Raw genomic sequence first — 21,576 nt, 5'->3', positions numbered from 1 at the left:
CGTCATGCACCCGTTGAAGAGGAAGAGCCCGCTGCGGCGGATCGTGCTGGCGAGCGCCGCCACGGTGTCCGGCATGGTGATGCTGCTGTCGCTGAAGCCGCATGTGTCACCGTCCGTCGCGGTGGGCGCGCCGCCGCCGTCGGGTTCCGGCGCGTCGGGCGTCCCGGGTGGATCGAACGGTTCCGGCGGATCAGCGGGGTCGAGCGCCTCGGGCGGTTCGAGCGCCTCGAGTGGATCCACCGGTTCCGGGGGGTCCGGTGCGTCCGCCGGCACCAAGACCGTGACCGGGACCTCCGTGCAGACCCGGTGGGGCCCCGTCCAGGTCCGCGTCACGGTGACGAACGGCAGGATCACCGACGTCGCGGCGGTCGACTACCCCCGGGACAACCCGAGGGACCAGGAGATCAACAGCTATGCGCTGCCCCAGCTGAGGAGGGAGGCCCTCGCCGCCCAGAGCGCGAGCATCGACACGGTCTCGGGCGCCAGCTACACCAGCGAGGGTTACCGTGCGTCACTCCAGTCCGCCCTTGACTCCGCGGGACTTTGAACGCGGGGCAGGTACGGCACGTACCTCTGGGCCAAGGGGGCCGCTGGCCTCACCCGTCCCATGGAGGAACACGGAGGAGACCGTGTCCACGATCGCCGGTGGCCGCGCCGCGCGGCGCCAGACGATGCGCGCCATCCGCCCTCGCCGCTCCCCTGCCGTCCCGCTTCTGGTCGCGGTCTGGGCGGGCGCGGCGGGCGTCATCTGGCTGTGGTGGGCGAACACCCCGTCCATCGCCGACAACAACAGCAGGATCCTCAACGCGGGGCGGATCACCGGCCTGCTCGCCGGCTATCTGATGGCGCTGGTCGTGCTCCAGATGGCGCGGGTGCCCGCGCTGGAGCGGCGGGTCGGCTCCGACCGGGTCGCGCGCTGGCACGCCATGACCGGCCGGTACACCATCTGCCTGGTCCTCGCCCACCTCTTCCTGACCATGTGGGGGTACGCCCTGCAGAACGGCAAGGGGCTGGGCGGGATCGTGCAGCAGACCATCGACTCGGTCGACCAGCTGCCGGACGTCGGCAAGGCCACCATCGGCACGGGCCTGCTGGTGCTCATCGGGCTGATCTCGATCGGCCCGATCCGCCGCAGAATCTCGTACGACCTGTGGTATCACGTCCACCTGCTCACTTACGCGGCCACCTATCTGTCCTTCTGGCACCAGCTGTCGACCGGCAACGAGTTCGCCGCCCAGCCCGCGGCCAAGACCGCCTGGTACGCCCTCTACGGCTCGGTGACCGCGCTGGTGATCTGGTACCGCATCCTCACGCCGATCCGGCTGAACCTGCGCCACCGGCTGCGGGTGGAGGCGGTCATCGAGGAGACGCCCGGCGTCGTCTCGGTGCTGATGACGGGGCGGAAGCTGCACCGGATGGGCGCGGAGGCCGGGCAGTTCTTCCGGTGGCGCTTCCTCGCGCCAGGTATGCGGTTCAGCTCGCACCCGTACTCGCTGTCGGCGGCACCCCGCCCCCAGATGCTCCGCATCACGGTGAAGGCGATCGGCGACCACAGCTCCGCGCTGCGGGACCTTCAGCCGGGCACCCGGGTGTGGGCGGAGGGGCCCTACGGCGCGCTGACGGCGGCCCGGCGCAGCCGCGGCAAGGTGCTGCTGGTGGCCGGTGGTGTCGGCATCACGCCGATGCGGGCGCTGTTCGAGACACTGCCCGGCGCACCCGGCGATCTGACCCTCCTCTACCGGGCCAACACCACCCAGGACCTGGCCCTGTGGGACGAGCTGGCCCAGATCGCCGAGGAGCGCGGCGCCCGGCTGATGTACGCGGTCAACAGCCCGGACGGGGAGCGCCCGGACATCTCGGCGGACACCCTGCGCCGGAAGCTGCCGGACATCGACCACCACGACGTCTTCATGTGCGGACCGCCCGGCTTCGCACAGCAGGTGTTCGAAGCACTGCGCGGCGCGGGGGTTCCCGCCCGCCGCATCCATCACGAGTCGTTCGAGATGTGAGCGACGGGATTCAGGAGCTTTGGGAGCGATGAGGAAGACCCACCCCCTCAGGCGTGCCGTACTCGCCGGCGCCGCCACCGTGTCAGGGATCGTTCTGCTGCTGTCGCTGAAGCCGGCGTCGGATCCGGCCTCGGCCCAGGCGGCGGGCGGAGCCGCGCCGCAGCAGACGGCCGCGGCCCAGGAGTCGCCGCAGGGCGGCAGCGGGCGGCAGACGGGGACGCAGACCGTCACCGGCGATGTGGCCAGGACGCAGTACGGCGATGTCCAGGTGCGTCTGACGCTGGACGGCGGAAAGATCACCAAAGCCGAGGCGGTCCAGGCGCCCAAGGGCGGGGTCAGCGACCAGAAGACCGCGCTGGCCGTCCCCCGGCTCAACCAGGAGGCGGTCGCCGCGCAGAGCGCCAACATCGACGCGGTCTCGGGCGCCACCTACACGAGCGGCGGCTACAAGCAGTCGTTGCAGTCGGCGATCGACAAGGCGAAGGCCGCCTCGGGTGGGGGGACCTCCGGCGCGGCGGGCGGTTCCGGTTCCGGTTCCGGTTCCGGTTCCGGTTCCGCGGGAGGCTCCGGGTCGTCGGCCCAGGCGCGTACGGTCACGGGGAGCGTGGCACACACCCAGTACGGCGATGTCCAGGTGCGTCTCACGCTGAGCGGCGGAAAGATCACCAAAGCCCAGGCGGTCCAGGCGCCCAAGGGCGGGGTCAGCGACCAGAAGACCGCGCTGGCCGTCCCCCGGCTCAACCAGGAGGCGGTCGCCGCGCAGAGCGCGAACATCGACGCGGTGTCCGGCGCGACCTATACCAGCGCCGGATACAAGCGGTCCTTGCAATCGGCCCTGGACAAGGCCGGTGGCTGAGTGGCCGGACAGGTGACCGATCCCGCCGCGGCACCGCCCGCGCTGCGCCACACGGAAGAGGTGATGGGCACCGTCGTCTCCTTCGATGTGCGCGGCGGTGAGCCCGAGGCCGTACGCACCGCGCTGGAGGAGGCGATCGCCGAGCTCCACCGCGTGGACGAGGTGTTCAGCACCTACCGGGAGCACAGCCAGATCTCACGGCTCGCCCGGGGCGAGGTGACCATCGAGGAGTGCGATCCGGAGGTTGCCGAGGTGCTCGCGCTGGGTGCCGAGGCGCAGCGGCGCAGCGGCGGCTGGTTCAGCACGCGCTACGAGGGCCGGGTCGACCCGACCGGCATCGTCAAGGGCTGGGCGGTCGAACGGGCGGCCCGGCGGCTGGCGGCGGCCGGGGCGAGCGGGGTGAGCGTCAACGGCGGCGGGGACGTACAGCTGTACGGGGTGCCCGGGCCGCACCGCCCCTGGCGGGTCGGTGTGTCGGATCCGCTGCGCCCCGGCGGGCTCGCCGGGGTGGTCTCCGCGGCCGGCAGCGACGAGCTGGCCGTGGCCACGTCCGGGACCGCGGAGCGCGGCGCGCACATCGTGGATCCGCGTACCGGCCGTTCGGCGGTGACCGACCTGGTCGCCGTGACCGTGGTGGCGCCCCGGCTGACCTGGGCCGACTGCTGGGCGACGGCCGCGTTCGCCATGGGCTCGCGGGAGGGGCTGGCCTGGCTTGAGTCGCTGCCGGACGTGGAGGCGCTGCTGATCACGGCGGGCGACGAGGTGCGGTGCACGGGTGGGCTGGCGGCACGGCTGGGATGACCGGACATACGGGGAGGACGCACCGGAGCCGGTGCGTCCTCCCCGTATGTCCGGGTTCTTCCGTATCAGTGCCCGGCCTGCGCCAGCCGCAGCAAGTGGTCCGCCAGCGCCTGGCCCCCGGTGGGATCCCGGCTGATCAGCAGCAGGGTGTCGTCACCGGCGATCGTGCCGAGGATGTCGTGCAGTTCCGCCTGGTCGATCGCCGAGGCGAGGAACTGCGCCGCACCCGGCGGGGTGCGCAGGACCACGAGATTCGCGGACGCCTCCGCGGAGATCAGCAGCTCCTGGGACAGGCGCCGCATCCTCTCCTCCTTCGCCGACCCGCCCAGCGGTGCGCGAGGGGTGCGGAAGCCGCCCTCGCTGGGAACCGCGTAGATGAGGTCGCCGTCGGTGTTGCGGATCTTCACCGCGTTCAGCTCGTCCAGGTCCCGGGAGAGCGTCGCCTGAGTGACGTTCAGCCCGTCGTCGGCGAGGAGTTTCGCCAACTGGCTCTGGGAGCGCACCGGCTGCCGGTTGAGGATGTCCACGATCCGGCGGTGGCGCGCGGTGCGGGTCTGCGGCACGGCTGGTCCCGTGTGCTCGTGGTCCTGCGCCTGGGTCATCGTCGTCTCATTCTCCGGATCGTCCGTCCCCGTTCACTGCGTCGAGGACACCGGGAAGCGCCTGGAGGAAGGCCGCCACGTCGTCATTGCCGAGGTTCAGCGGCGGCATCAGCCGTACGACGTTCGGGGCGGGCGCGTTCACCAGGAAACCGGCGTCCTGAGCCGCCTGCTGCGCCTGCTGCGCGAGCGGCTCGCTGAGCACGATACCCAGGAGCAGGCCCGCACCCCGGACATAGTCGATCAGCGGGTGCCCCAGCGCCTCGATTCCCTCCCGCAGTCGCTCGCTCTGCCGTTTGACGTTCTCCAGGAGTCCCTCGGCCGCGATGGTGTCGAGGACGGCGAGCCCGGCGGCGCAGGCGACGGGGTTGCCGCCGAAGGTCGTGCCGTGCTGGCCGGGCCTGAGCAGCTCGGCGGCTCGGCCGAAGGCGACGGTGGCGCCGAGCGGCAGCCCGCCGCCGAGGCCCTTGGCCAGCGTGACCACATCCGGCAGGACACCCTCGTGGGCCTGGTACTCGAACCAGTGCCCGGTGCGGCCGACACCGGTCTGCACCTCGTCGAGCACGAGCAGCGCCCCGGTGGCGGCGGTGATCGCCCGGGCCGCCTTGAGGTAGCCGGCGGGCGGGACGACGGCCCCGTTCTCGCCCTGGACGGGCTCGATGATCACGAGGGCGGTGTCCTCGGTGACCGCGGCGGCCAGCGCCTGGGCGTCGCCGTAGGGGACATGCGTGACCTCGCCGGGCAGCGGCAGGAACGGCTCCTGCTTGCCGGGCTGGCCGGTGAGGGCGAGGGCGCCCATGGTGCGGCCGTGGAAACCGCCGTCGGTGGCGACCATGTGGGTGCGTCCAGTGAGCCGGCCGATCTTGAAGGCGGCTTCGTTGGCCTCGGCGCCGGAGTTGCAGAAGAACACCTTCCCGTCCCGGCCGAAGAGCTGGAGCAGCCGTTCGGCGAGGGCGACGGGCGGTTCGGCGATGAACAGGTTGGAGACATGGCCGAGGGAGGCGATCTGCCTGCCCACCGCCTCGACGACGGCGGGGTGGGCGTGACCGAGCGCGTTGACGGCGATGCCGCCGACGAAGTCGAGGTACTCCTTGCCGTCCGCGTCCCACAGCCTGGTGCCCTCGCCGCGGACGAGGGGCAGCCTCGGGGTGCCGTAGTTGTTCATGAGCGCCCCCCGCCACCGCTGAGTCAGCTCCTCGTTGGCGGAGTGCGCGAGGCCCCCGGAGTCGGCGGTGATTCCGGTCGTACCAGTCATTCGGAGACCCCCTGAGCGTATTCGTCGGGCACGACCATCGTGCCGATGCCCTCGTCGGTGAAGATCTCCAGCAGGATCGAGTGCTGGACCCGGCCGTCGAGGACGCGGGCGGTGGTGACGCCGTTGCGCACGGCGAACAGACAGCCCTCCATCTTCGGGGCCATTCCGGAGGACAGCTCCGGCAGCAGCTTCTCCAGCTGGGAAGCGGTCAGACGGCTGATCACCTCGTCGGAGTTCGGCCAGTCCTCGTAGAGTCCCTCGACGTCCGTGAGGACCACGAGGGTTTCGGCGCCCAGAGCCGCAGCGAGTGCCGCAGCCGCCGTATCAGCATTGACGTTGTAGACATGTCCGTCGTCCTGACTGCGGGCGATCGAGGACACGACCGGGATCCGGCCGTCGGCGAGCAGCGCCTCGATCGCGCCCGTGTCGATCGCGGTGATCTCGCCCACCCGCCCGATGTCGACCGGTCGGCCGTCGATCTCGGGCCGGTGCCTGGTGGCGGTGATGGTGTGCGCGTCCTCGCCGGTGAGGCCGACCGCGAACGGACCGTGCTGGTTGAGCAGCCCGACCAGCTCGCGCTGCACCTGACCGGCCAGCACCATCCGTACGACGTCCATGGCGTCCTCTGTGGTGACGCGCAGGCCCGCCTTGAACTCGGTGGGGATGCCGTGCCGGTCGAGGGCCGCGCTGATCTGGGGGCCGCCGCCGTGCACGATGACGGGCCTGAGGCCGGCGTGCCGCAGAAAGACGACGTCCTGGGCGAAGGCGGCCTTCAGCTCGTCGTTCACCATGGCGTTCCCGCCGAACTTGATGACCACGATCTTGCCGTGGTGACGGGTCAGCCAGGGCAGCGCCTCGATGAGGATCTGGGCCTTGGGCAGGGCGGTGTGTTTACGCGTCGTTCCGGTGCTCATGAGGAGTAGGCGCTGTTCTCGTGGACGTAGTCGGCGGTGAGGTCGTTGGTCCAGATGGTGGCGGTCTCGGTGCCGGTGGCGAGGTCGGCGACGATGTGCACCTCGCGGTAGCGCATGTCGACCAGCTCGCGGTCCTCGCCCACGGAACCGTTCTTGCAGACCCAGACACCGTTGATGGCGACGTTGAGCTGGTCGGGCTCGAAGGCGGCCCCGGTGGTGCCGATCGCCGACAGGACACGGCCCCAGTTGGGGTCCTCGCCGTGGATCGCGCACTTGAGGAGGTTGTTGCGGGCGATGGAACGGCCCACCTCCACGGCGTCCTCCTCGGTCGCGGCGCCCACGACCTCGACCTTGATGTCCTTGCTGGCGCCCTCGGCGTCGCCGATGAGCTGGCGGCCCAGGCCGGCGCAGACCTCCCGGACGGCGTCCGCGAATTCCTCGTACTCCGGGATGACGCCGGACGCCCCGGAGGCGAGGAGGAGGACGGTGTCGTTGGTGGACATGCAGCCGTCGGAGTCGACGCGGTCGAAGGTGACCTTGGTGGCGGCGCGCAGCGCCTTGTCCAGGGTCTCGTTGTCGGCCTCGGCGTCGGTGGTGAGGACGACGAGCATGGTGGCGAGGCCGGGAGCGAGCATGCCCGCGCCCTTGGCCATGCCGCCCACGGTCCAGCCGTCCCGGGTCACCACGGAGGTCTTGTGGACGGTGTCCGTGGTCTTGATGGCGATGGCGGCCTTCTCGCCGCCGTGCTCGGACAGCTGGGCGGCGGCCGTATCGATGCCCGGGAGCAGCTTGTCCATGGGGAGCAGGACGCCGATGAGGCCGGTCGAGCAGACGGCGACCTCGATGGCGCCCCGGCCGAGGACGTCGGCGGCCTTCTCCGCCGTCGCGTGGGTGTCCTGAAAGCCCTTAGGGCCGGTGCAGGCGTTGGCGCCGCCGGAGTTGAGGACGACCGCGGAGACCTGGCCGGCCTTGAGGACCTGCTCGGACCACAGCACCGGCGCGGCCTTCACGCGGTTGGAGGTGAAGACGCCCGCGGCGGCGCGGCGGGGCCCGTTGTTGACTACGAGGGCCAGGTCCGGGTTACCGTTCTCCTTGATCCCGGCGGCGATACCGGCCGCCGTGAACCCTTTTGCTGCCGTGACACTCACGGTGCGACTCCGATCGTGGAAAGCCCGGTGGTTTCGTCGAACCCGAGGGCGATGTTCATGCTCTGCACGGCACCGCCCGCGGTGCCCTTGGCCAGATTGTCGATGGCGCTGATCGCGATGATGCGGTGCGCGGCGGCGTCGTATGCGACCTGCACCTGAACGGCGTTGGAACCGTGGACGGACGCGGTGGCGGGCCACTGCCCCTCGGGGAGCAGATGGACGAAGGGCTCGTCGGCGAAGGCCTTGTCGTAGGCGGCGCGGACGGACTCGGCGGTGACGCCGGGGTTCGCCTTCGCACTGCACGTGGCCAGGATGCCTCGGGACATGGGCGCCAGGGTCGGGGTGAACGAGACGGACACGGTCTCGCCGGCCGCCGCACTGAGGTTCTGGATCATCTCGGGGGTGTGCCGGTGCACGCCTCCGACGCCGTACGGGGACATCGAGCCCAGGACCTCGCTGCCGAGCAGATGCGGCTTGGGCGCCTTGCCGGCGCCGGAGGTGCCCGAGGCGGCGACGATCACGGCCTCGTTCTCGGCGAGGCCCGCCGTGTAGGCGGGGAAGAGTGCGAGCGAGACGGCCGTCGGATAGCAGCCGGGCACCGCGATGCGCTTGGACCCCTCCAGCGCGGCGCGGGCGCCCGGCAGTTCGGGAAGGCCGTAGGGCCAGGTCCCGGCGTGCGGTGAGCCGTAGAACCTCTCCCAAGCGGCCGCGTCCTCCAGCCGGAAGTCCGCACCCATGTCGATCACGAGCACCTCCGCCCCGAGCCGCTCGGCGACCGCGGCGGACTGGCCGTGGGGCAGGGCGAGGAAGACGACGTCGTGCCCTGCGAGATGATCGGGTCCGGTCTCCTGGAGCACCTGGTCGGCCAGGGGCAGCAGGTGCGGCTGGAGCGCGCCCAGCCGCTCACCGGCGTTGGAGTTCCCGGTCAGGGCGCCGATCTCGATCTCGGGGTGGGCCAGGAGCAGCCGCAGCAGCTCCCCGCCCGCGTATCCGCTCGCTCCGGCGACCGCCGCACGTACCGTCATGGAACCTCCTCCTGGATGGCATGACTATACGTATCGCTGCACGTTTATGCAATCCTGGAGGCCGAGCCTCTCTCTCGATGGTGACCGCCGGGCCGCGTCACCGCACAGGAGCGCGTGAGGGGGCGCCCGCGGCGGCACCTTCGTCCTTGGGCAGCATGATCGTGCGGGAGACGACGAAGGTCACGGGAATCGCCGCGGCGGAGGCGAGCAGTGGGGCGAATCGGCTCCCGGCGTGGAGGACGTCGACGATCACGTAGACACCCGCCGTCGTGACCAGGAAATTGGTGGCATTCGTCAGGGGGAACAGCATGAATTTACGCCAGGTCGGCCGCGTGCGGTAGGTGAACCGAGCATTGAGGAAAAAAGATCCGATCATGCTGAGGATGAACGCGAGAATATGCGCGGCAAGATAAGGAAGACGGACGAGAAACAGGAGGTAGAGCCCGTAATAAGTCAGGGTGTTGACGACGCCGACCATGGCGAAATTAAAGATCTGCCTCGCCATCGGACGCGTGAGTACGGTACGCATCAGGGAATGAGGTCCTTCGTCGTGCCGCGCACCGTGCAGTCTTCCGTCCGCAGGACGCGGTGACGGTGATGACCGCCGCGAGCAGGGCGGCGGCGTGCGTCGGCCGGATCCGCCGGTCGGGAGGGATGGCGGGTTTCACACCCTCTCCCTGTCCGGTCGGCGTCGCGCGTTCCCGCGAGCAATTCCACGGCCGGCTGATTCGACCGTTGACTGGGTCGGGCAAGGCATTGCTGACAGGCCCCCAGAGAATTGGGACGTAGGTCGTCTCGTTCGGGGGCGCCACTCCCCGCCTTTCGCTTGTTTCGCCCACGTAGACAGGTGGTTCTTCCCGATGGTTGTGTCGCCCGCGGAAAGTGAAAGGATGAATTCCGAATACGGGGTGAGCCATTCAAGGGTTTCCATTGCCATTGGGCGAACAAAAGCAGTACGGAAAGTGACGGCCAAGTGCAACTCCGGTCGTCGGCGCCCGCTTGACCTGGAGCGCGCTCCAGGTTCTACGGTCTTTCCATGACCAGCGGACAGCCTCTCCCGCCGGGCCGCGAGCCGACCCTGACGATCGCCCAGGTCGCCGAGCGCACCGGTCTCAGCCACGACACCCTGCGCTACTACGAGAAGGCGGGCCTGATCGAGCGGGTCGGCCGGACCACCGGCAACCAGCGGCGCTACGAGGCGGCCGACCTGGCCTGGCTGGAGTTCCTGCTGCGGCTGCGCGAGACGGGGATGTCGATCGCGGACATGCAGCGCTTCGCCGGGCTGCGGGCTCGGGGTGACAGCACCGTGGCCGACCGGCTGGCGATGCTCCGCGCGCACCGTGCCGACCTGGCCGAGCGGATCCGCGCGCTGCGGCGCACCGCCGCCGTCCTGGACACCAAGATCGACCACTACGAACGGCTGCTCCTCGAGCGGCAGCCGGGAACGGACGAACCGATATGAGCCAGAGCACCACCCGTGAGGACCGCTTCGCCCACGGCCTGGAGGTCCTGCGCAGAGTCGACGGCGAGGCCGGTCAGCGGGTCGTCGACTCGCTCGCCGACATCAACCCCGAGCTCGGCCACCAGATCGTCGCCTGGGCCTTCGGCGAGATGTACGACCGGTCCGCGCTCGCCCCGCGCGACCGCCAGTTGGTGACCCTGGGCATGCTCACCGCGCTCGGCGGCTGCGAGCTGGAACTCGACGTGCACGTCAACGCGGCGCTGAATGTCGGCCTGACCCCCGAGCAGATCGTCGAGGCGCTGCTGCACTCCGCCGTCTACTGCGGCATACCGAGGGCACTGAACGCGACACTCGCCGCGAAGAAGGTCTTCGCCGAGCGTGGGCTTCTGCCCCTCGGGCAGCAGCCCACCGCGGGATCCGCCGCCACCGCTTGATCCCATAGGGTCGACGGTATGGATTCCAGGTTCTGGCCCGTGCGGGACGTGCTCGCCCATCTCGCCGGACGGTGGAACGTGGCGCGGGTCGTACGCGACCTGGCGAGCGGTGAGGAAGGGCGCTTCACGGGGACGACGGTGTTCTCGCCGCTGGAGGACGGCGGCGACGGGCTCCTGCACCACGAGTCGGGCACGTTCGTCTGGCGGGGCACGCCGCGTCCCGCCGAGCGGAGGCTGTGGTTCCTGCCGGGGGACTCCGCCGGCACCGCGCGGGTGCGCTTCGCGGACGGCCGCCCGTTCCACGACCTCGATCTCACCACCGGCCGCCATGTCGCCGACCATCCCTGCGCGGCGGACCTGTACCGGGGCGAGTTCACGGTCCAGGACGCGGACCACTGGCGCACCAAGTGGCGTGTCGCCGGGCCCACGAAGGACCTGGTCCTGACCACCGACTACACACGCGGTGGCTAGTGCCCCCTCACTCACCCCCGCCTGCGGGCCGCCGGCTCCAGGCGGAGGTTCCAGCGGCCGTCGCGTCCGGCGAGCGTGACCGTCGACAGGGGGCGGACGTCCATGTTCCAGTACGACGACGGCTGAGCCCTCAGCGCGTACACGACGGCGGCCCGGACCACCGACGGCTCCGCCACGGCCACGATGCGGCTGCCGTCGTCCACCGGGCGTGTCTCCAGCCAGCCGCCCACCCGGGAGATGAACGCGGCCAGCGACTCGCCGCCGTGTGGCGTGGAGCGGGGATCGGAGAGCCAGGCGTCCACCATCGACGGCTCCCGCGCCATCGCCTCGCCCAGCGTGAATCCGCGCCAGCGGCCCATGTCGCAGTCCCGCAGCGCGGGCTGCACCAGCGGGGCGTACCCGAGCGCGTCCCCGGTCGCCCGGCTGCGCGGCGCGGGCGAGCAGTAGCGCAGCTCGGCCGCCGCCAGCTGCGCCAGATCTCCGGCGGCCCACTGCACCTCGTCCCAGCCCGCCTGGTCCAGCGGGCGGTCGTCCTCGAATCGCTCGGCGAGCAAGGAGGAGCAGCGCGCGGCGGCGACGAACGTGACCCGAACATGCACAGGGCGATCGTGGGACCCGCAAGTGCGCAGGTCAAGGGGGCGTTACTCAGGAGTTACCAAGGGTATCGCCCCCGGGGGTCACCGAGGGCGTGACCATGGGTTTCGTCCTCGCGGGGCCCGAACACCTCGTCGCAGGCGGCACGCAGACGCCGTACGCCTTCCACGATCTCCCCCGCCCCGGCGACGGACGCGAAGCTCAGCCGGAGGTGGGCGGCGGGGGGTTCGGCGCTGAAGTAGGGGCGGCCGGGCGTGACCGCCACGCCCGCGCGGAGGGCGCCCGCGACGAGGGACGGCTCGTCGGTGCCGTCGGGCAGGCGCGTCCAGAGGTGGTAGCCGCCGGAGGGGATGTGCGCCGGCGCGAGTTCGGGCAGGTGCAGGCCGAGGGCGGCGGTCATCGTGTCCCGGCGGTGCTTCAGCTCGGCGGCGACGGCGCGCAGATGACGGGGCCAGGCGGGCGAGCCGACGAGTTCCAGGGCGGCCTCCTGGAGCGGGCGCGGCACGAAGAAGGTGTCGACGACCTGGATCGCCCGCAGCCGCTCCAGTACCGGGCCGCGTGCGGCCAGCGCGCTGACCCGGAAGCTGGGCGAGGTGGCCTTGGTGAGTGAGGACACGTGCACGACGACACCGTCGGGATCCTCGGCGACCAGCGGGGCCGGCAGCGGACCGGCGTCCTCGTGCGCGAGCCGCCGTACGAAGTCGTCCTCGACGACGAACGCGCCGGCCTCGCGCGCGATGTGCAGCACCTCGCGCCGGCGCTCCGGTGCGAGGACGGCGCCGGTGGGGTTCTGGAACAGCGGCTGACAGACGACGAGGCGGGCCCCGCTCGCCCGGAAGGCGTCGGCGAGCAGGTCCGGTTTCATTCCGTCCGCGTCGACCGGCACGGGCACGGGTCGCAGGCCCGCCGCGCGGGCGATCGCCAGCATGCCGGGGTAGGTGGGCGACTCGACCAGCACGGGTGCGCCGGGCGGCGCCAGTGCCCTCAGTGCGGTGGTCAGCGCGGACTGGCCGCCGGCCGTGATCAGTACGTCGGCGGCGGTGATCGCGCCGCCGATGCCCCGTGCGAACCACTCGCGCAGCTCGGGCACGCCCTCCACGGGTGGCCGGGCCCACACGCCGGGGCGGCGCCCGGCCCGCGACAGGGCCGCGCCCATCGCGCGCTCCGGTTGCAGTCCCGGGTGCAGATAGCCGCCGTTGAACTCGACCACGCCGGCGGGCGGGGCGGCCAGGGAGTGCAGCACTCCGGAGGCATCGACGCTCCGGGGCACGAGTTCGGCGGCGGCCTCCGCGCTGAGCGCGACCTCCTGCCAGGCGGTGTCGCCCACCGTCGGGGCCGCCGCGCGCGGCTCGGTCCGATAGGCGCCGGCTCCGGGCCGCGTGACCACGAGCCCCTCGGCGGCCAGCTGCGCGAGCGCACGGGAGACGGTCACCGGGCTGACGCGGAAGCGCTCGACCAGCGCCCGACTGGACGGCAGCTTCTCCCCTGGCGAGTAGCGGTTTATCTCGGACCGCAGTCTGCTCGCCAATTCCCGGACACTGCTACGCTCTTGCATGAGAGCACAGGATAGCGCTACCGGTAGTAGGTCGATAGCGGCCGCACAGACGAACGGCGGCACGGCCCGCGGGCGGGTACGGCGGGTCGGGACGGCAGGCCCGGCCCCGCGGTACGGGGGCACGCTTCAGGCCGCCCTCGGGGTCGTGGCCTTCTCCCTGACGTTTCCCGCCACCGCCTGGGGACTGGAAGGGTTCGGGCCCTGGTCGCTCGTGGCGATGCGCAGTGTGCTGGCCGCGGTCATCGCCGGTGGGTGCCTGCTCGCGCTGCGGGTCCCGCTGCCCGCGCGGCGGCACCGGGCGGGACTCGCGGTGGTCGCGGCCGGGGTCGTGCTCGGTTTCCCTCTGCTGACGACCCTCGCCCTGCAGACCTCGAGCACGGCGCACGCCGCGGTGGTCGTCGGACTGCTCCCGCTCACGACGGCGCTCTTCTCCGCCCTGCGCGTCGGCGCCCGCCCCTCCCGTACCTTCTGGCTCGCCGCCCTGGCCGGCGCCGCGGCCGTCATCGCGTTCACCGTGCAGCAGAGCGGGGGCGCGCTGACCGGCGCGGACGCCTATCTCTTCGGTGCGCTGCTGGTCTGCGCCGCGGGCTACACCGAGGGCGGCCGGCTGGCCCGGGTGATGCCCGGCTGGCAGGTCATCGGCTGGGCCCTGGTGCTGTGCCTGCCGCTCAGCGTGCCGGCCACGCTCATCGCCCTCTCCCACGAACCCGTCCACCTCACGGCCCACGGCGTGGCGGGCCTGCTGTGGGTGGCGGCGGGCTCCCAGTTCCTCGGACTGTTCGTCTGGTACCGCGGCATGGCGGCCATCGGAATCCCCCGGGCCAGCCAGTTGCAGCTGGCACAGCCGCTGCTCACACTGGTGTGGTCGGTAGTGCTCCTCGGCGAGCAGCTCACTCCGGCCGCACCGCTGACGGCCGCTGCGGTGCTGGTGTGTATCGCGGTCACCCAGCGGGCGCGGGCCTGACCGGGGCGGGGGCGCGCGGAGCGGGTCGACCGGCGCCACCGGCCGTGGATCGCGGCCACGGACCGACACTCGCATGTGACGAGGAGGCCCCCAGATGCGCGCAACCGTGGGCGACAAGCTGGTGCAGCACGGCAGGACCGTCGGGCAGCACGACAAGATCGGTGAGATCGTCGAAGTGATGGGCACGAACGGCACCCCGCCGTACCGTGTCCGCTTCCAGGACGGACACGAAGGCGTGTGCTCACCAGGACCCGACACCGAGATCCGCCACAAGGAGATGGGTCAGCAGATCGGGCAGTAGGGCAAACCGGACGGGCCGGGCCCGGACCGGAGCCGAGTCCGCCCGTCGGATCACGCACGGCGGTACGGGCGCGGACTCAGCGCGGAGGATTCGCCGGCCGGCCGTAGTGGTCGGCGACGATCCGCGCCATGGCCCCGGCCGGGTCCGCCCCCACCTCCTTGGCCGCGAAGAAGACATGTCCCCGCGCCTGCGGGTACCGCTTGGCCAGGGTGAGGTGGCGCGAGAGTTCCGCGGGGTCCTGCCAGGCGGGGGGCTGCGCCGGGTCACCGGCCTTGTAGAGCGCCTCACCCACGTACAGCTGTGTGCGCGTGCCCTGAGTCTCCCCCGCCCACCAGGGCACGAGCTTCGCATAGTCGGCCGCGCGGAAGCCGATGTTCCAGTACAGCTGGGGGCAGATGTAGTCCAGCCAGCCGGACCTCACCCACTTCCTGGTGTCCGCGTACAGGTCGTCGTATGTCTGCACCCCGGCCCGGGTGTCCGAGCCCCGGGGGTCGGTGTCGGCGTTGCGCCACACTCCGAAGGGGCTGACGCCGAAGCGCGCCGCCGGCCGGAGCGCGCGGACGCGCGTCGCGGTCTCCTGTACCAGAAGGTCGATGTTGTGCCGCCGCCAGGCAGCCCGGCTGGTGAACCCGCCGCCGTAGGCCGCGTACGCCACGTCGTCGTCGAAGACGCCGCCCTCGACGGGATACGGATAGAAGTAGTCGTCGAAGTGGACTCCGTCGATCGGATAGCGGCGTACGGCGTCGAGGATCGCTTTCTCGACGAACAGGCGCACCTGCGGCAGTCCGGGGTTGTAGTACAGCTTGCCGCCGTAGGCCACCACCCAGTCCGGGTTGCGGCGGGCGGGATGCCGGGCGGCGAGCCGCGTGAGGTCGGTGTGGGAGGCCACCCGGTACGGGTTGAACCAGGCGTGCAGCTCCAGTCCCCGGGCGTGCGCCTCCTGCACCGCCGTGCCGAGCGGATCCCAGCCGGGGTCCTGACCCTGGATGCCGGTCAGGAACTGGGACCATGGCTCGTAGGGCGAGGGCCAGAGCGCGTCGGCCGACGGGCGTACCTGGAAGAAGACGGTGTTCAGCCGGCGCCGTACCGCGGTGTCGAGGTGGGCGCACAGCTCGGCGCGCTGCGCGGCGGGCGGCAGTCCGGCCCGCGAGGGCCAGTCGCGGCGGAACACGGTCGCCAGCCACATCCCCCGCATGTCCCCGGCCGCCGCGCGGCGTGGTCCTGCGACGGCATCACCCGCCGACGCCAGGGTCGACAGGGCGGCCACCGTGAACGCCCGGCGTGACATCCCTGGCATAGCTGCACCCCCATACGCTCCGGAACTTTCCGATCACGGATCGTATCCCCTGGGGGCGGGCCCGACCCGGACGATCGATCACCGGCACGCCGGGGGTAACGTGCAGAGTCGAAAGCAGGCACCGAACCACGGGGGACCTGCCAGAGGGCGTCCTGTGATCGCGCGAGCCGGTGTGGTGCGCAGACCCCCTCCCCAGGCCCGATGATCAGCTAAGGGGACGATGTGACCGACATCGAACGCGTCGGAGTGGTGGGCTGCGGCCAGATGGGAGCGGGCATCGCCGAGGTGTGCGCCCGCGCCGGACTGGACGTGAAGGTCGCCGAGACCACCGGCGAGGCCCTGGAGATCGGCCGGACCCGTCTGTTCAGCTCCCTGGCCAAGGCGGCGGAGCGCGGCAAGATCTCCGAGGAGGAGCGGGAGGCGACGGAGGCACGCCTCACCTTCACCACCGACCTCGGCGAGTTCGCGGACCGCGACCTGGTGATCGAGGCGGTCGTCGAGAACGAGCAGGTCAAGACGGAGATCTTCCAGGTGCTCGACCAGGTGGTGATCCGCCCGGACGCCATCCTCGCCTCCAACACCTCCTCGATACCGCTGGTGAAGCTCGCGGTCGCGACCGCGCGGCCGGACCAGGTGGTCGGCATCCATTTCTTCAACCCGGCACCGGTGCAGAAGCTCGTCGAGCTGATCCCGGCGCTGACCACGTCCGAGGGCACGCTCGGCCGGGCCCAGCTGTTCGCGGAGAAGCTCCTCGGCAAGCACGCGATCCGCGCCCAGGACCGCTCCGGTTTCGTGGTGAACGCCCTGCTCGTGCCCTATCTGCTCTCCGCCATCCGTATGTTCGAGTCGGGTATCGCGGGGCGCGAGGACATCGACAACGGCATGGAGCTGGGCTGCGCCCACCCGATGGGCCCGCTGAAGCTGTCCGACCTGATCGGCCTGGACACCATCGTCTCCATCGCCCACTCGATGTACGAGGAGTACAAGGAGCCTCTGTACGCCGCTCCCCCGCTGCTCCAGCGCATGGTGGAGGCGGGCCGGCTGGGCCGCAAGACGGGTTCTGGCTTCTACACCTACTAGCGAGTGCGGCGACGCCGCCAAGTGGCGCTGTTCCAGGGCGAATTCACCCGGGCCAGCGCCTACGGCGGCGCTGCTGTCGGGAGACTCTCGCGGCGTCCGCCAGGTCCTCATCCGAGCGACCACGGGAACCAGTAACCGCCGGGCCCCCGACCGGGGCTGCACCCACCCCGACTACGGGCGTGCCCGGGTCCACCGGCACGCAACGCCCCCGCCGGGAAGCAGCGTCCGAGCGCGCGTCGGCCCGCCGGGAGGGCACACTCCACCCCCGCAACAAAACAGGCGGTGAAGCCGGCGGACGGAACATCTCGTGCTCCGCGGCCGGCCCACCGCCCGCTACCGTCCACATCACGCCCCGCCGCCCTGGCCGCACACATCCTCGACCGCCCCAAAACCCCCGGCCTGCCCGACGGATACCCCACCGCGGACAAGCCCGGTCACTGCGGCCGGCGGCGACCGACACCGGGATGCCCACGGCATGCGAGCCGGGTCGCTGCAGCCGGTGGCAGCCGGTACCGGGACAACGACGCATGCGCGGCCGCCCGGCACCGCATGCCCTGTGAGGCGGTGCCACACCGCCTCACAGCAGGAATCGGTCACCGCACCACCCAGTGGCGTGCACGACCACGGACCTCAGGAGCGGCCGGCCAGGGTCGTCCCGCTCACCGGGCCCTCCTCGGAAACCCCGAGCGCCCCAGCAGCCCCAGCCACGGCCTCCACCGTCTCGCACGCGTCAGGCACAAGACCCTCATACGCCGCCCTGACCGCGCGCCGCTCCTTCCAGAGGTGGTAGACCGCGACAACCAGAATGACCGTACCGATCAGGTTGGCGACGAAGTGCCACCACACCCGGTATGTCACCAGCGCCGGACCCGGTTCGATCAGACCGAACCAGGTCGACAGCCCGATCGCACGGCTGGCGCCGAACGCAATGGACAAAGTCAACGCGACATGCTCCAGACCATGGACGGTCTGCATCCACACACCCATCCTGGCCCACTTGCGCGACCTGAGATCACGAGCGGCCCGCCGCGTGATCTGCGCGACACCGACAAGCCCCGCAAGGAAGATGAAGTTGCCAACCAGATGCAGAATCTCCATACCCAGCGTCGGCTTGGCCGGATCCACCTGCCCCATGCCACGCGCCAGCCCGGTCCCCCACGGAGTCATCCAAGCAGGCGAATACGGGTGAGCCACCCAGTAGCCCACCTGCGCCACATGCTCCTGGAAGTGACCGACCTGACCGATCACACCCAGCCCGATCACAGCAACGGCAGTCTTGTACGTCCAGGGCCTGACCCGCCCACGACTCCCGAAAGCGAGGACGACGACAGCCCCCCACATCACCACCGCCCACCCCGTCAACAACAACGCCCCCAGCGTGTCCCACGACGACACACCACCCCCCATACCCGACATACCATCCATCCCGTGCGCTCCACCCGCGTGACCCATGAACGCCCCCTCCCAGAACCCGACATCCGACACCGGACAGCCACCCACAAAGGCGCCCGGCGCTACGCTAAACACCCCCAACCCCCAACAACCACTCCCCGCGTGCGCAAAAGGTGCCGGCCGGGTTGTAGCCGGCACCGGTCACCCGAGCGGGCGGTGCGCGCCCCGGCACATCGTGCCGCCGTAGCCCTGCCGGTACCCGGCCGGCCGCAACGGTCGCCGGGAAGGGGAACTGCCTTCTCCTCGGCCCAAATCGCCTCCCAGCCGGAAACAGCCCGCTCATCGCGCTGGACGACTCGCCGTGCGGGCACTTGCGGGCTGAAGCCGAGCCGGCGCACCAACCTCGTCGCGCCGGAGACGCTGTGGCAGATAGGGAACTTCTTGCCGATCGGCGTGCGCTCACTCACCCGTTCGGCGCGGCATCCCGGAGCCCTGCTGTCAGTTGTTCCAAGGTGCCGTCGGGAACCAGATGTAGTCGAGCCTGCCGAGAATCCGCACGGTCCAGTAGACGAGGGTGAAGACGCCAGTGACCAGGAACGCCGAGGCGGTCAACGTGGCACCCCTTCCTGGCTTGCTCGTCAGCCAGCGCTGTATGCGTTTGCCAGCTCCGTAAGAAAGTGCGATGAACAGCAATGACATGACGAGTATGTTGCCGATGGACTGCAGAGAGAAGGCGATTGCGCCGTACAGCGGGTTGTGGGTGGTCGCGGCGTGCCGGAACAGATTGCGGAACAGAGGATAGGGCCGCCCTATCAGAAAGGCGCCGACCAGCGCACCCATCAGGATCAGCGGCGCGTTTCGGAATCGACGGGAGATGGCGGCCAGCGGGTCTTTGATCAGGCCCATGGCGGCCAATCCAAGGACGATCATTACGATCCCGATGCAGCCAAAAGTGACCATCGCCTGGACGATCCTGGGAGTGATACCTCCGGCGGGATTCACGGCGTTCGAGAACTGCGGCATGTGCGTGCCGACCATGCCGACTATCATTCCGTAGACGACAGCTACCGGAATCATGCCGACGGCCATCCAGCCCAGCGGCTTGACGGTATGCAGGAACCGGGCCCGTCTCGACTGGCTCTGCCCCATCAACGGCCCCACCGCCCCAAAGACCGCGATGTTGCACGCCGTGAAGGACCCGGCCAGGCCGGTGACGAACGCGAAGACCACACCGGCGGCGATACCGCCGATAGGCGTGGCCGCTGCGTCGTGCCCGAGAATCGTATCGGCGGTGTTGAATCCGATCTCGTCGTCCACGAGCTTGGCGGACCAGGCGTAGGCGAGAAAGAGACCGCCGATCAGGCTGAACAATACAATCAGTCCCCGCCTTCGCGGGAAGCTGTCGGGAACGAAGAGGGAGGTCTTGCGCGAACTGATGGCAGGTGCCAGAACTGTGGGTGTCTCACTCACGGAGATGGCCTCCTGTGGCTTGGCGTACCGGATGTCACGACCGCCGATTATGAGGGGACGGCTCCCGGCGCAGCTACTCCGAGCTTGCCTTGCGGAACCTTGCGCACGCTCAGTTCACCTGCTGCTTCCCACACACGTAGGTGCCGGTAACAGCAGTCGCTGGTACTCGCAATACGATTTTGCGATGAGGTGCTGGTGGGCAGGCTCGCTGTGGCTGTCCTGCCATTCGTGAGTGTGTGAGCAACAGGCCGTGGCCGCATCCTCGCACTGGTCGTGCCGGCGAAGTCGTTGCCCGGCGCGGGCTCCCGGCGGCGGGCGCGCTGCGCGACCTCGCCGGTGCGTTCGGCACGGCTGCGGTCGGACTGCTGCCCGCGTACCGCGCCCGGTTCGGGGACACGGTCCTTGGACGGGCCGGCCCCGGCTGCCGCCCTGGCCGGGCTGGTCTGCCTGGCCGGGGCCGCGACGTACTCCGCGGTACCGAGCCGCCGAAGCCCCGTCCGGTAAGACCTCGGCGGCGCGGCGTACTTCATCCGCGACCACCGGGCCGCGACGGGCAGACATGGCCCGCTGAGGCATCAGCCGCGCTGCACGGACATCCGCAGGCCGCCGCGCACCCGGAGCGAGAGCATCGGCTCGGGCACCACGGACGCGCCCTTCGGCAGCACCAGGCGCAGTTCGCGCATGACCATCGCGATCACGAAGACCGCCTCCATCATTCCGAGATGGTTTCCCACACAGAAGCGCGGTCCGGCGCCGAACGGAATGTATGCGTAGCGGGGACGCTGCGCGCGCCGCTGCCGGTCGAAGCGGTCCGGCTCGAAGCGCTCGGGCCGCTCCCAGAACGCGGGGTGACGGTGCAACGTGTAGGGACACACCACCACGTCGGCACCGGCCGGGATGTCGTATCCAGCGATGACATCAGGACCCTGAGCGATCCGGGAGAGCATCCACACCGGCGGGTAGAGCCGCATGGTCTCCTCGACCACCATCGTCGTGTACGTCAGCCGTTGCAGGTCTCCGAACTCCGGCAGCCGGTCGCCGAGCACGCTCCGGGCCTCATCGCGTAGCCGCTCGACCACCTCGGAATTCTGATCTATGAGATGGAAGGCCCAGCTCAGGGTGCTGGCCGTGGTCTCGTGTCCGGCCAGCAGCAAGGTGACCAGCTCGTCGCGCAATCTGCGCCGCGCCACCCGCGGGTCCTGTTCGGCGTGCACGGATTCGAGCAGCCGGGAGAGCACGTCGTCCGTGTCTCCGCCGGAGCGCAACGCGCGGTGCGCCGCGAGCTGTTCGGTCACCTTCTGCAGCCGAGCTCGGGCGGCCCGGAAACGGAACTGCTGGGGCAGCGGCAGGAACTGCGGGACCGCCCCGAGGGTGACGACCTCGAACATCGCCTGGTCCTGAACGGCCTCGAAGTCGCGGCCGATCGAGGCGTGACCGCTGAGGTCCTCGTCGAGCAGGGTGCGCCCGAGCACTCCCAGGGTCAGCTCGGTCATCTCCGCGGTGATGTCCACCGGCCCGGCCCCGGTTCTGGAGCGCAGTCGACCGACCATCCGCGCCGCCTCCTCGGCCACGACCGAGGCCTGCGCCGCGATCCGCTTGGCCTGGAAGGCGGGCTGGATCACCCTGCGCTGTTCCCGCCACAGCTCGCCCTCGCTGGTCAGCAGTCCGTCGCCGAGCGCCCGGCGGGCCTGGTGCAGGCCGATGCCCTTGTGGTAGTTCCCCGGGTTGTCGGTGAGCACATACTTGGCGTAGTCGGGATGGTTGAAGAAGTAGAGCGTTTTGGGGCCGATCGCGACCCGCACGGCATCGCCGTAGCCGTCCGCGGCCGTGCGCATCAGCGCGAGCCGGTCGCGCAGCAGCATGTTGAGCAGCTTGAAGGTGGCGAATCGGGAGGGTCCGGGCGGGACCCGCCGCCGTTTCCCGGTCGCTCGGGCCTGGGTGACGGTCAC

Annotated in this window: 23 protein-coding genes; 10 read left to right on the top strand and 13 right to left on the bottom strand. The window is 70.6% G+C overall.

Going from position 1 to position 21,576, the window contains the following annotated elements; translation table 11 throughout:
• The first annotated feature begins 4 nt into the window (after positions 1 to 4).
• From ABZ823_RS08405 to ABZ823_RS08390, 4 genes are all read left to right on the top strand, one after another.
• Complete coding sequence (locus ABZ823_RS08405) at positions 5 to 547, top strand: FMN-binding protein (RefSeq protein ID WP_361655483.1); 543 nt, start codon at positions 5 to 7, stop codon at positions 545 to 547.
• A gap of 124 nt (positions 548 to 671) precedes the next feature.
• Complete coding sequence (locus tag ABZ823_RS08400) at positions 672 to 2,009, top strand: ferredoxin reductase family protein (protein ID WP_361655890.1); 1,338 nt, start codon at positions 672 to 674, stop codon at positions 2,007 to 2,009.
• Positions 2,010 to 2,037: 28 nt separating this feature from the next.
• Positions 2,038 to 2,865 (top strand): FMN-binding protein, encoded by an 828-nt coding sequence (locus tag ABZ823_RS08395; protein WP_361655480.1) that lies wholly within the window; start codon positions 2,038 to 2,040, stop codon positions 2,863 to 2,865.
• 12 nt (positions 2,866 to 2,877) lie between these two features.
• Positions 2,878 to 3,666, top strand: a complete 789-nt coding sequence (locus tag ABZ823_RS08390; RefSeq protein WP_361655477.1) for an FAD:protein FMN transferase — start codon at positions 2,878 to 2,880, stop codon at positions 3,664 to 3,666.
• Between the two features lie 65 nt (positions 3,667 to 3,731).
• Here the strand turns inward: ABZ823_RS08390 and ABZ823_RS08385 are convergent, their stop codons facing one another.
• The 6 genes from ABZ823_RS08385 to ABZ823_RS08360 all read right to left on the bottom strand — a co-directional run bounded on the left by ABZ823_RS08385 (position 3,732) and on the right by ABZ823_RS08360 (position 9,136).
• A complete protein-coding gene (locus ABZ823_RS08385) occupies positions 3,732 to 4,268 on the bottom strand; it encodes an arginine repressor (RefSeq protein ID WP_361655474.1) in 537 nt (178 codons plus the stop codon).
• Positions 4,269 to 4,275: 7 nt separating this feature from the next.
• A complete protein-coding gene (locus ABZ823_RS08380) occupies positions 4,276 to 5,520 on the bottom strand; it encodes an acetylornithine transaminase (protein ID WP_361655471.1) in 1,245 nt (414 codons plus the stop codon).
• A complete protein-coding gene (gene argB, locus ABZ823_RS08375; protein WP_361655468.1) occupies positions 5,517 to 6,434 on the bottom strand; it encodes an acetylglutamate kinase in 918 nt (305 codons plus the stop codon). Before argB ends, ABZ823_RS08380 begins: the two co-directional genes overlap by 4 nt.
• Entirely contained in the window at positions 6,431 to 7,582 is a 1,152-nt protein-coding gene (gene argJ, locus ABZ823_RS08370) for a bifunctional glutamate N-acetyltransferase/amino-acid acetyltransferase ArgJ (RefSeq protein WP_361655465.1), read from the bottom strand. Before argJ ends, argB begins: the two co-directional genes overlap by 4 nt.
• Positions 7,579 to 8,607, bottom strand: a complete 1,029-nt coding sequence (gene argC / locus ABZ823_RS08365) for an N-acetyl-gamma-glutamyl-phosphate reductase (protein WP_361655463.1) — start codon at positions 8,605 to 8,607, stop codon at positions 7,579 to 7,581. The genes argJ and argC overlap by 4 nt, the downstream gene beginning before the upstream one ends.
• A 97-nt stretch (positions 8,608 to 8,704) precedes the next feature.
• Entirely contained in the window at positions 8,705 to 9,136 is a 432-nt protein-coding gene (locus ABZ823_RS08360) for a GtrA family protein (protein WP_361655460.1), read from the bottom strand.
• Between the two features lie 507 nt (positions 9,137 to 9,643).
• Here ABZ823_RS08360 and ABZ823_RS08355 point away from each other — a divergent pair.
• Genes ABZ823_RS08355 through ABZ823_RS08345 form a run of 3 tightly spaced genes read left to right on the top strand, consistent with a single transcriptional unit; the run spans position 9,644 to position 10,974 of the window.
• A complete protein-coding gene (locus tag ABZ823_RS08355; RefSeq protein WP_361655457.1) occupies positions 9,644 to 10,069 on the top strand; it encodes a MerR family transcriptional regulator in 426 nt (141 codons plus the stop codon).
• Positions 10,066 to 10,503, top strand: a complete 438-nt coding sequence (locus ABZ823_RS08350; RefSeq protein WP_361655454.1) for a carboxymuconolactone decarboxylase family protein — start codon at positions 10,066 to 10,068, stop codon at positions 10,501 to 10,503. Before ABZ823_RS08355 ends, ABZ823_RS08350 begins: the two co-directional genes overlap by 4 nt.
• 18 nt (positions 10,504 to 10,521) lie before the next feature.
• Positions 10,522 to 10,974 carry a DUF6314 family protein gene (locus tag ABZ823_RS08345; protein ID WP_361655451.1) on the top strand — a complete coding sequence of 151 codons (453 nt, stop codon included), beginning with the start codon at positions 10,522 to 10,524 and terminating at the stop codon, positions 10,972 to 10,974.
• An 11-nt stretch (positions 10,975 to 10,985) separates the two neighbouring features.
• Here ABZ823_RS08345 and ABZ823_RS08340 read toward each other — a convergent pair whose 3' ends face one another.
• Both ABZ823_RS08340 and ABZ823_RS08335 read right to left on the bottom strand, forming a co-directional pair.
• Positions 10,986 to 11,573 (bottom strand): histidine phosphatase family protein, encoded by a 588-nt coding sequence (locus ABZ823_RS08340; protein ID WP_361655448.1) that lies wholly within the window; start codon positions 11,571 to 11,573, stop codon positions 10,986 to 10,988.
• Positions 11,574 to 11,626: 53 nt separating this feature from the next.
• Positions 11,627 to 13,123, bottom strand: a complete 1,497-nt coding sequence (locus ABZ823_RS08335; RefSeq protein WP_361655445.1) for a PLP-dependent aminotransferase family protein — start codon at positions 13,121 to 13,123, stop codon at positions 11,627 to 11,629.
• Between ABZ823_RS08335 and ABZ823_RS08330 the strand changes: the two genes are divergently transcribed.
• Both ABZ823_RS08330 and ABZ823_RS08325 read left to right on the top strand, forming a co-directional pair.
• A complete protein-coding gene (locus ABZ823_RS08330; RefSeq protein WP_361655443.1) occupies positions 13,122 to 14,087 on the top strand; it encodes a DMT family transporter in 966 nt (321 codons plus the stop codon). The two genes, ABZ823_RS08335 and ABZ823_RS08330, sit on opposite strands and share 2 nt — an antisense overlap.
• Positions 14,088 to 14,181: 94 nt before the next feature.
• On the top strand, positions 14,182 to 14,388 hold the full coding sequence (locus ABZ823_RS08325; protein WP_361655440.1) for a DUF1918 domain-containing protein: 207 nt from the start codon (positions 14,182 to 14,184) through the stop codon (positions 14,386 to 14,388).
• A 76-nt stretch (positions 14,389 to 14,464) separates the two neighbouring features.
• Here ABZ823_RS08325 and ABZ823_RS08320 read toward each other — a convergent pair whose 3' ends face one another.
• Positions 14,465 to 15,685, bottom strand: coding sequence for a family 10 glycosylhydrolase (locus ABZ823_RS08320; RefSeq protein ID WP_361655437.1), 1,221 nt, complete (start codon positions 15,683 to 15,685; stop codon positions 14,465 to 14,467).
• 222 nt (positions 15,686 to 15,907) lie between these two features.
• Here ABZ823_RS08320 and ABZ823_RS08315 point away from each other — a divergent pair, with 222 nt between their 5' ends.
• On the top strand, positions 15,908 to 16,765 hold the full coding sequence (locus ABZ823_RS08315) for a 3-hydroxybutyryl-CoA dehydrogenase (protein WP_361655435.1): 858 nt from the start codon (positions 15,908 to 15,910) through the stop codon (positions 16,763 to 16,765).
• A 630-nt stretch (positions 16,766 to 17,395) separates the two neighbouring features.
• On the opposite strand, the gene ABZ823_RS08310 is transcribed toward ABZ823_RS08315, so the two are convergent.
• From ABZ823_RS08310 to ABZ823_RS08295, 4 genes are all read right to left on the bottom strand, one after another.
• The gene (locus ABZ823_RS08310) at positions 17,396 to 18,190 is read right to left on the bottom strand and encodes a DUF6008 family protein (RefSeq protein WP_361655432.1); all 795 of its coding nucleotides are present in this window, start codon (positions 18,188 to 18,190) and stop codon (positions 17,396 to 17,398) included.
• An 89-nt stretch (positions 18,191 to 18,279) separates the two neighbouring features.
• Positions 18,280 to 18,624, bottom strand: a complete 345-nt coding sequence (locus ABZ823_RS08305; protein WP_361655430.1) for a winged helix-turn-helix domain-containing protein — start codon at positions 18,622 to 18,624, stop codon at positions 18,280 to 18,282.
• Positions 18,625 to 18,655: 31 nt separating this feature from the next.
• Positions 18,656 to 19,627 (bottom strand): hypothetical protein, encoded by a 972-nt coding sequence (locus ABZ823_RS08300; protein ID WP_361655427.1) that lies wholly within the window; start codon positions 19,625 to 19,627, stop codon positions 18,656 to 18,658.
• Positions 19,628 to 20,202: 575 nt separating this feature from the next.
• Positions 20,203 to 21,576: a cytochrome P450 gene (locus tag ABZ823_RS08295; RefSeq protein WP_361655424.1), complete on the bottom strand. Its 1,374-nt coding sequence runs from the start codon at positions 21,574 to 21,576 to the stop codon at positions 20,203 to 20,205.

Source organism: Streptomyces sp. NPDC047079, from assembly GCF_040643755.1.
Classification (GTDB): Bacteria; Actinomycetota; Actinomycetes; order Streptomycetales; family Streptomycetaceae; genus Streptomyces.
The sequence above is the reverse complement of the archived record's forward strand: the minus strand, read 5'-3'. Positions and strand labels throughout refer to the sequence as shown.

Coding starts and splice junctions, on each gene's coding strand:
- ABZ823_RS08355 (WP_361655457.1), top strand. CDS start 9,644: ATGACCAGCGGACAGCCTCTCCCGCCGGGCCGCGAGCCGACCCTGACG.
- ABZ823_RS08335 (WP_361655445.1), bottom strand. CDS start 13,123: ATGCAAGAGCGTAGCAGTGTCCGGGAATTGGCGAGCAGACTGCGGTCC.
- ABZ823_RS08400 (WP_361655890.1), top strand. CDS start 672: ATGCGCGCCATCCGCCCTCGCCGCTCCCCTGCCGTCCCGCTTCTGGTC.
- ABZ823_RS08360 (WP_361655460.1), bottom strand. CDS start 9,136: ATGCGTACCGTACTCACGCGTCCGATGGCGAGGCAGATCTTTAATTTC.
- ABZ823_RS08310 (WP_361655432.1), bottom strand. CDS start 18,190: ATGGATGGTATGTCGGGTATGGGGGGTGGTGTGTCGTCGTGGGACACG.
- ABZ823_RS08325 (WP_361655440.1), top strand. CDS start 14,182: ATGCGCGCAACCGTGGGCGACAAGCTGGTGCAGCACGGCAGGACCGTC.
- ABZ823_RS08385 (WP_361655474.1), bottom strand. CDS start 4,268: ATGACCCAGGCGCAGGACCACGAGCACACGGGACCAGCCGTGCCGCAG.
- ABZ823_RS08330 (WP_361655443.1), top strand. CDS start 13,122: ATGAGAGCACAGGATAGCGCTACCGGTAGTAGGTCGATAGCGGCCGCA.
- ABZ823_RS08395 (WP_361655480.1), top strand. CDS start 2,038: ATGAGGAAGACCCACCCCCTCAGGCGTGCCGTACTCGCCGGCGCCGCC.
- argC (WP_361655463.1), bottom strand. CDS start 8,607: ATGACGGTACGTGCGGCGGTCGCCGGAGCGAGCGGATACGCGGGCGGG.
- ABZ823_RS08380 (WP_361655471.1), bottom strand. CDS start 5,520: ATGACTGGTACGACCGGAATCACCGCCGACTCCGGGGGCCTCGCGCAC.
- argB (WP_361655468.1), bottom strand. CDS start 6,434: ATGAGCACCGGAACGACGCGTAAACACACCGCCCTGCCCAAGGCCCAG.
- ABZ823_RS08320 (WP_361655437.1), bottom strand. CDS start 15,685: ATGCCAGGGATGTCACGCCGGGCGTTCACGGTGGCCGCCCTGTCGACC.
- ABZ823_RS08405 (WP_361655483.1), top strand. CDS start 5: ATGCACCCGTTGAAGAGGAAGAGCCCGCTGCGGCGGATCGTGCTGGCG.
- ABZ823_RS08345 (WP_361655451.1), top strand. CDS start 10,522: ATGGATTCCAGGTTCTGGCCCGTGCGGGACGTGCTCGCCCATCTCGCC.
- ABZ823_RS08350 (WP_361655454.1), top strand. CDS start 10,066: ATGAGCCAGAGCACCACCCGTGAGGACCGCTTCGCCCACGGCCTGGAG.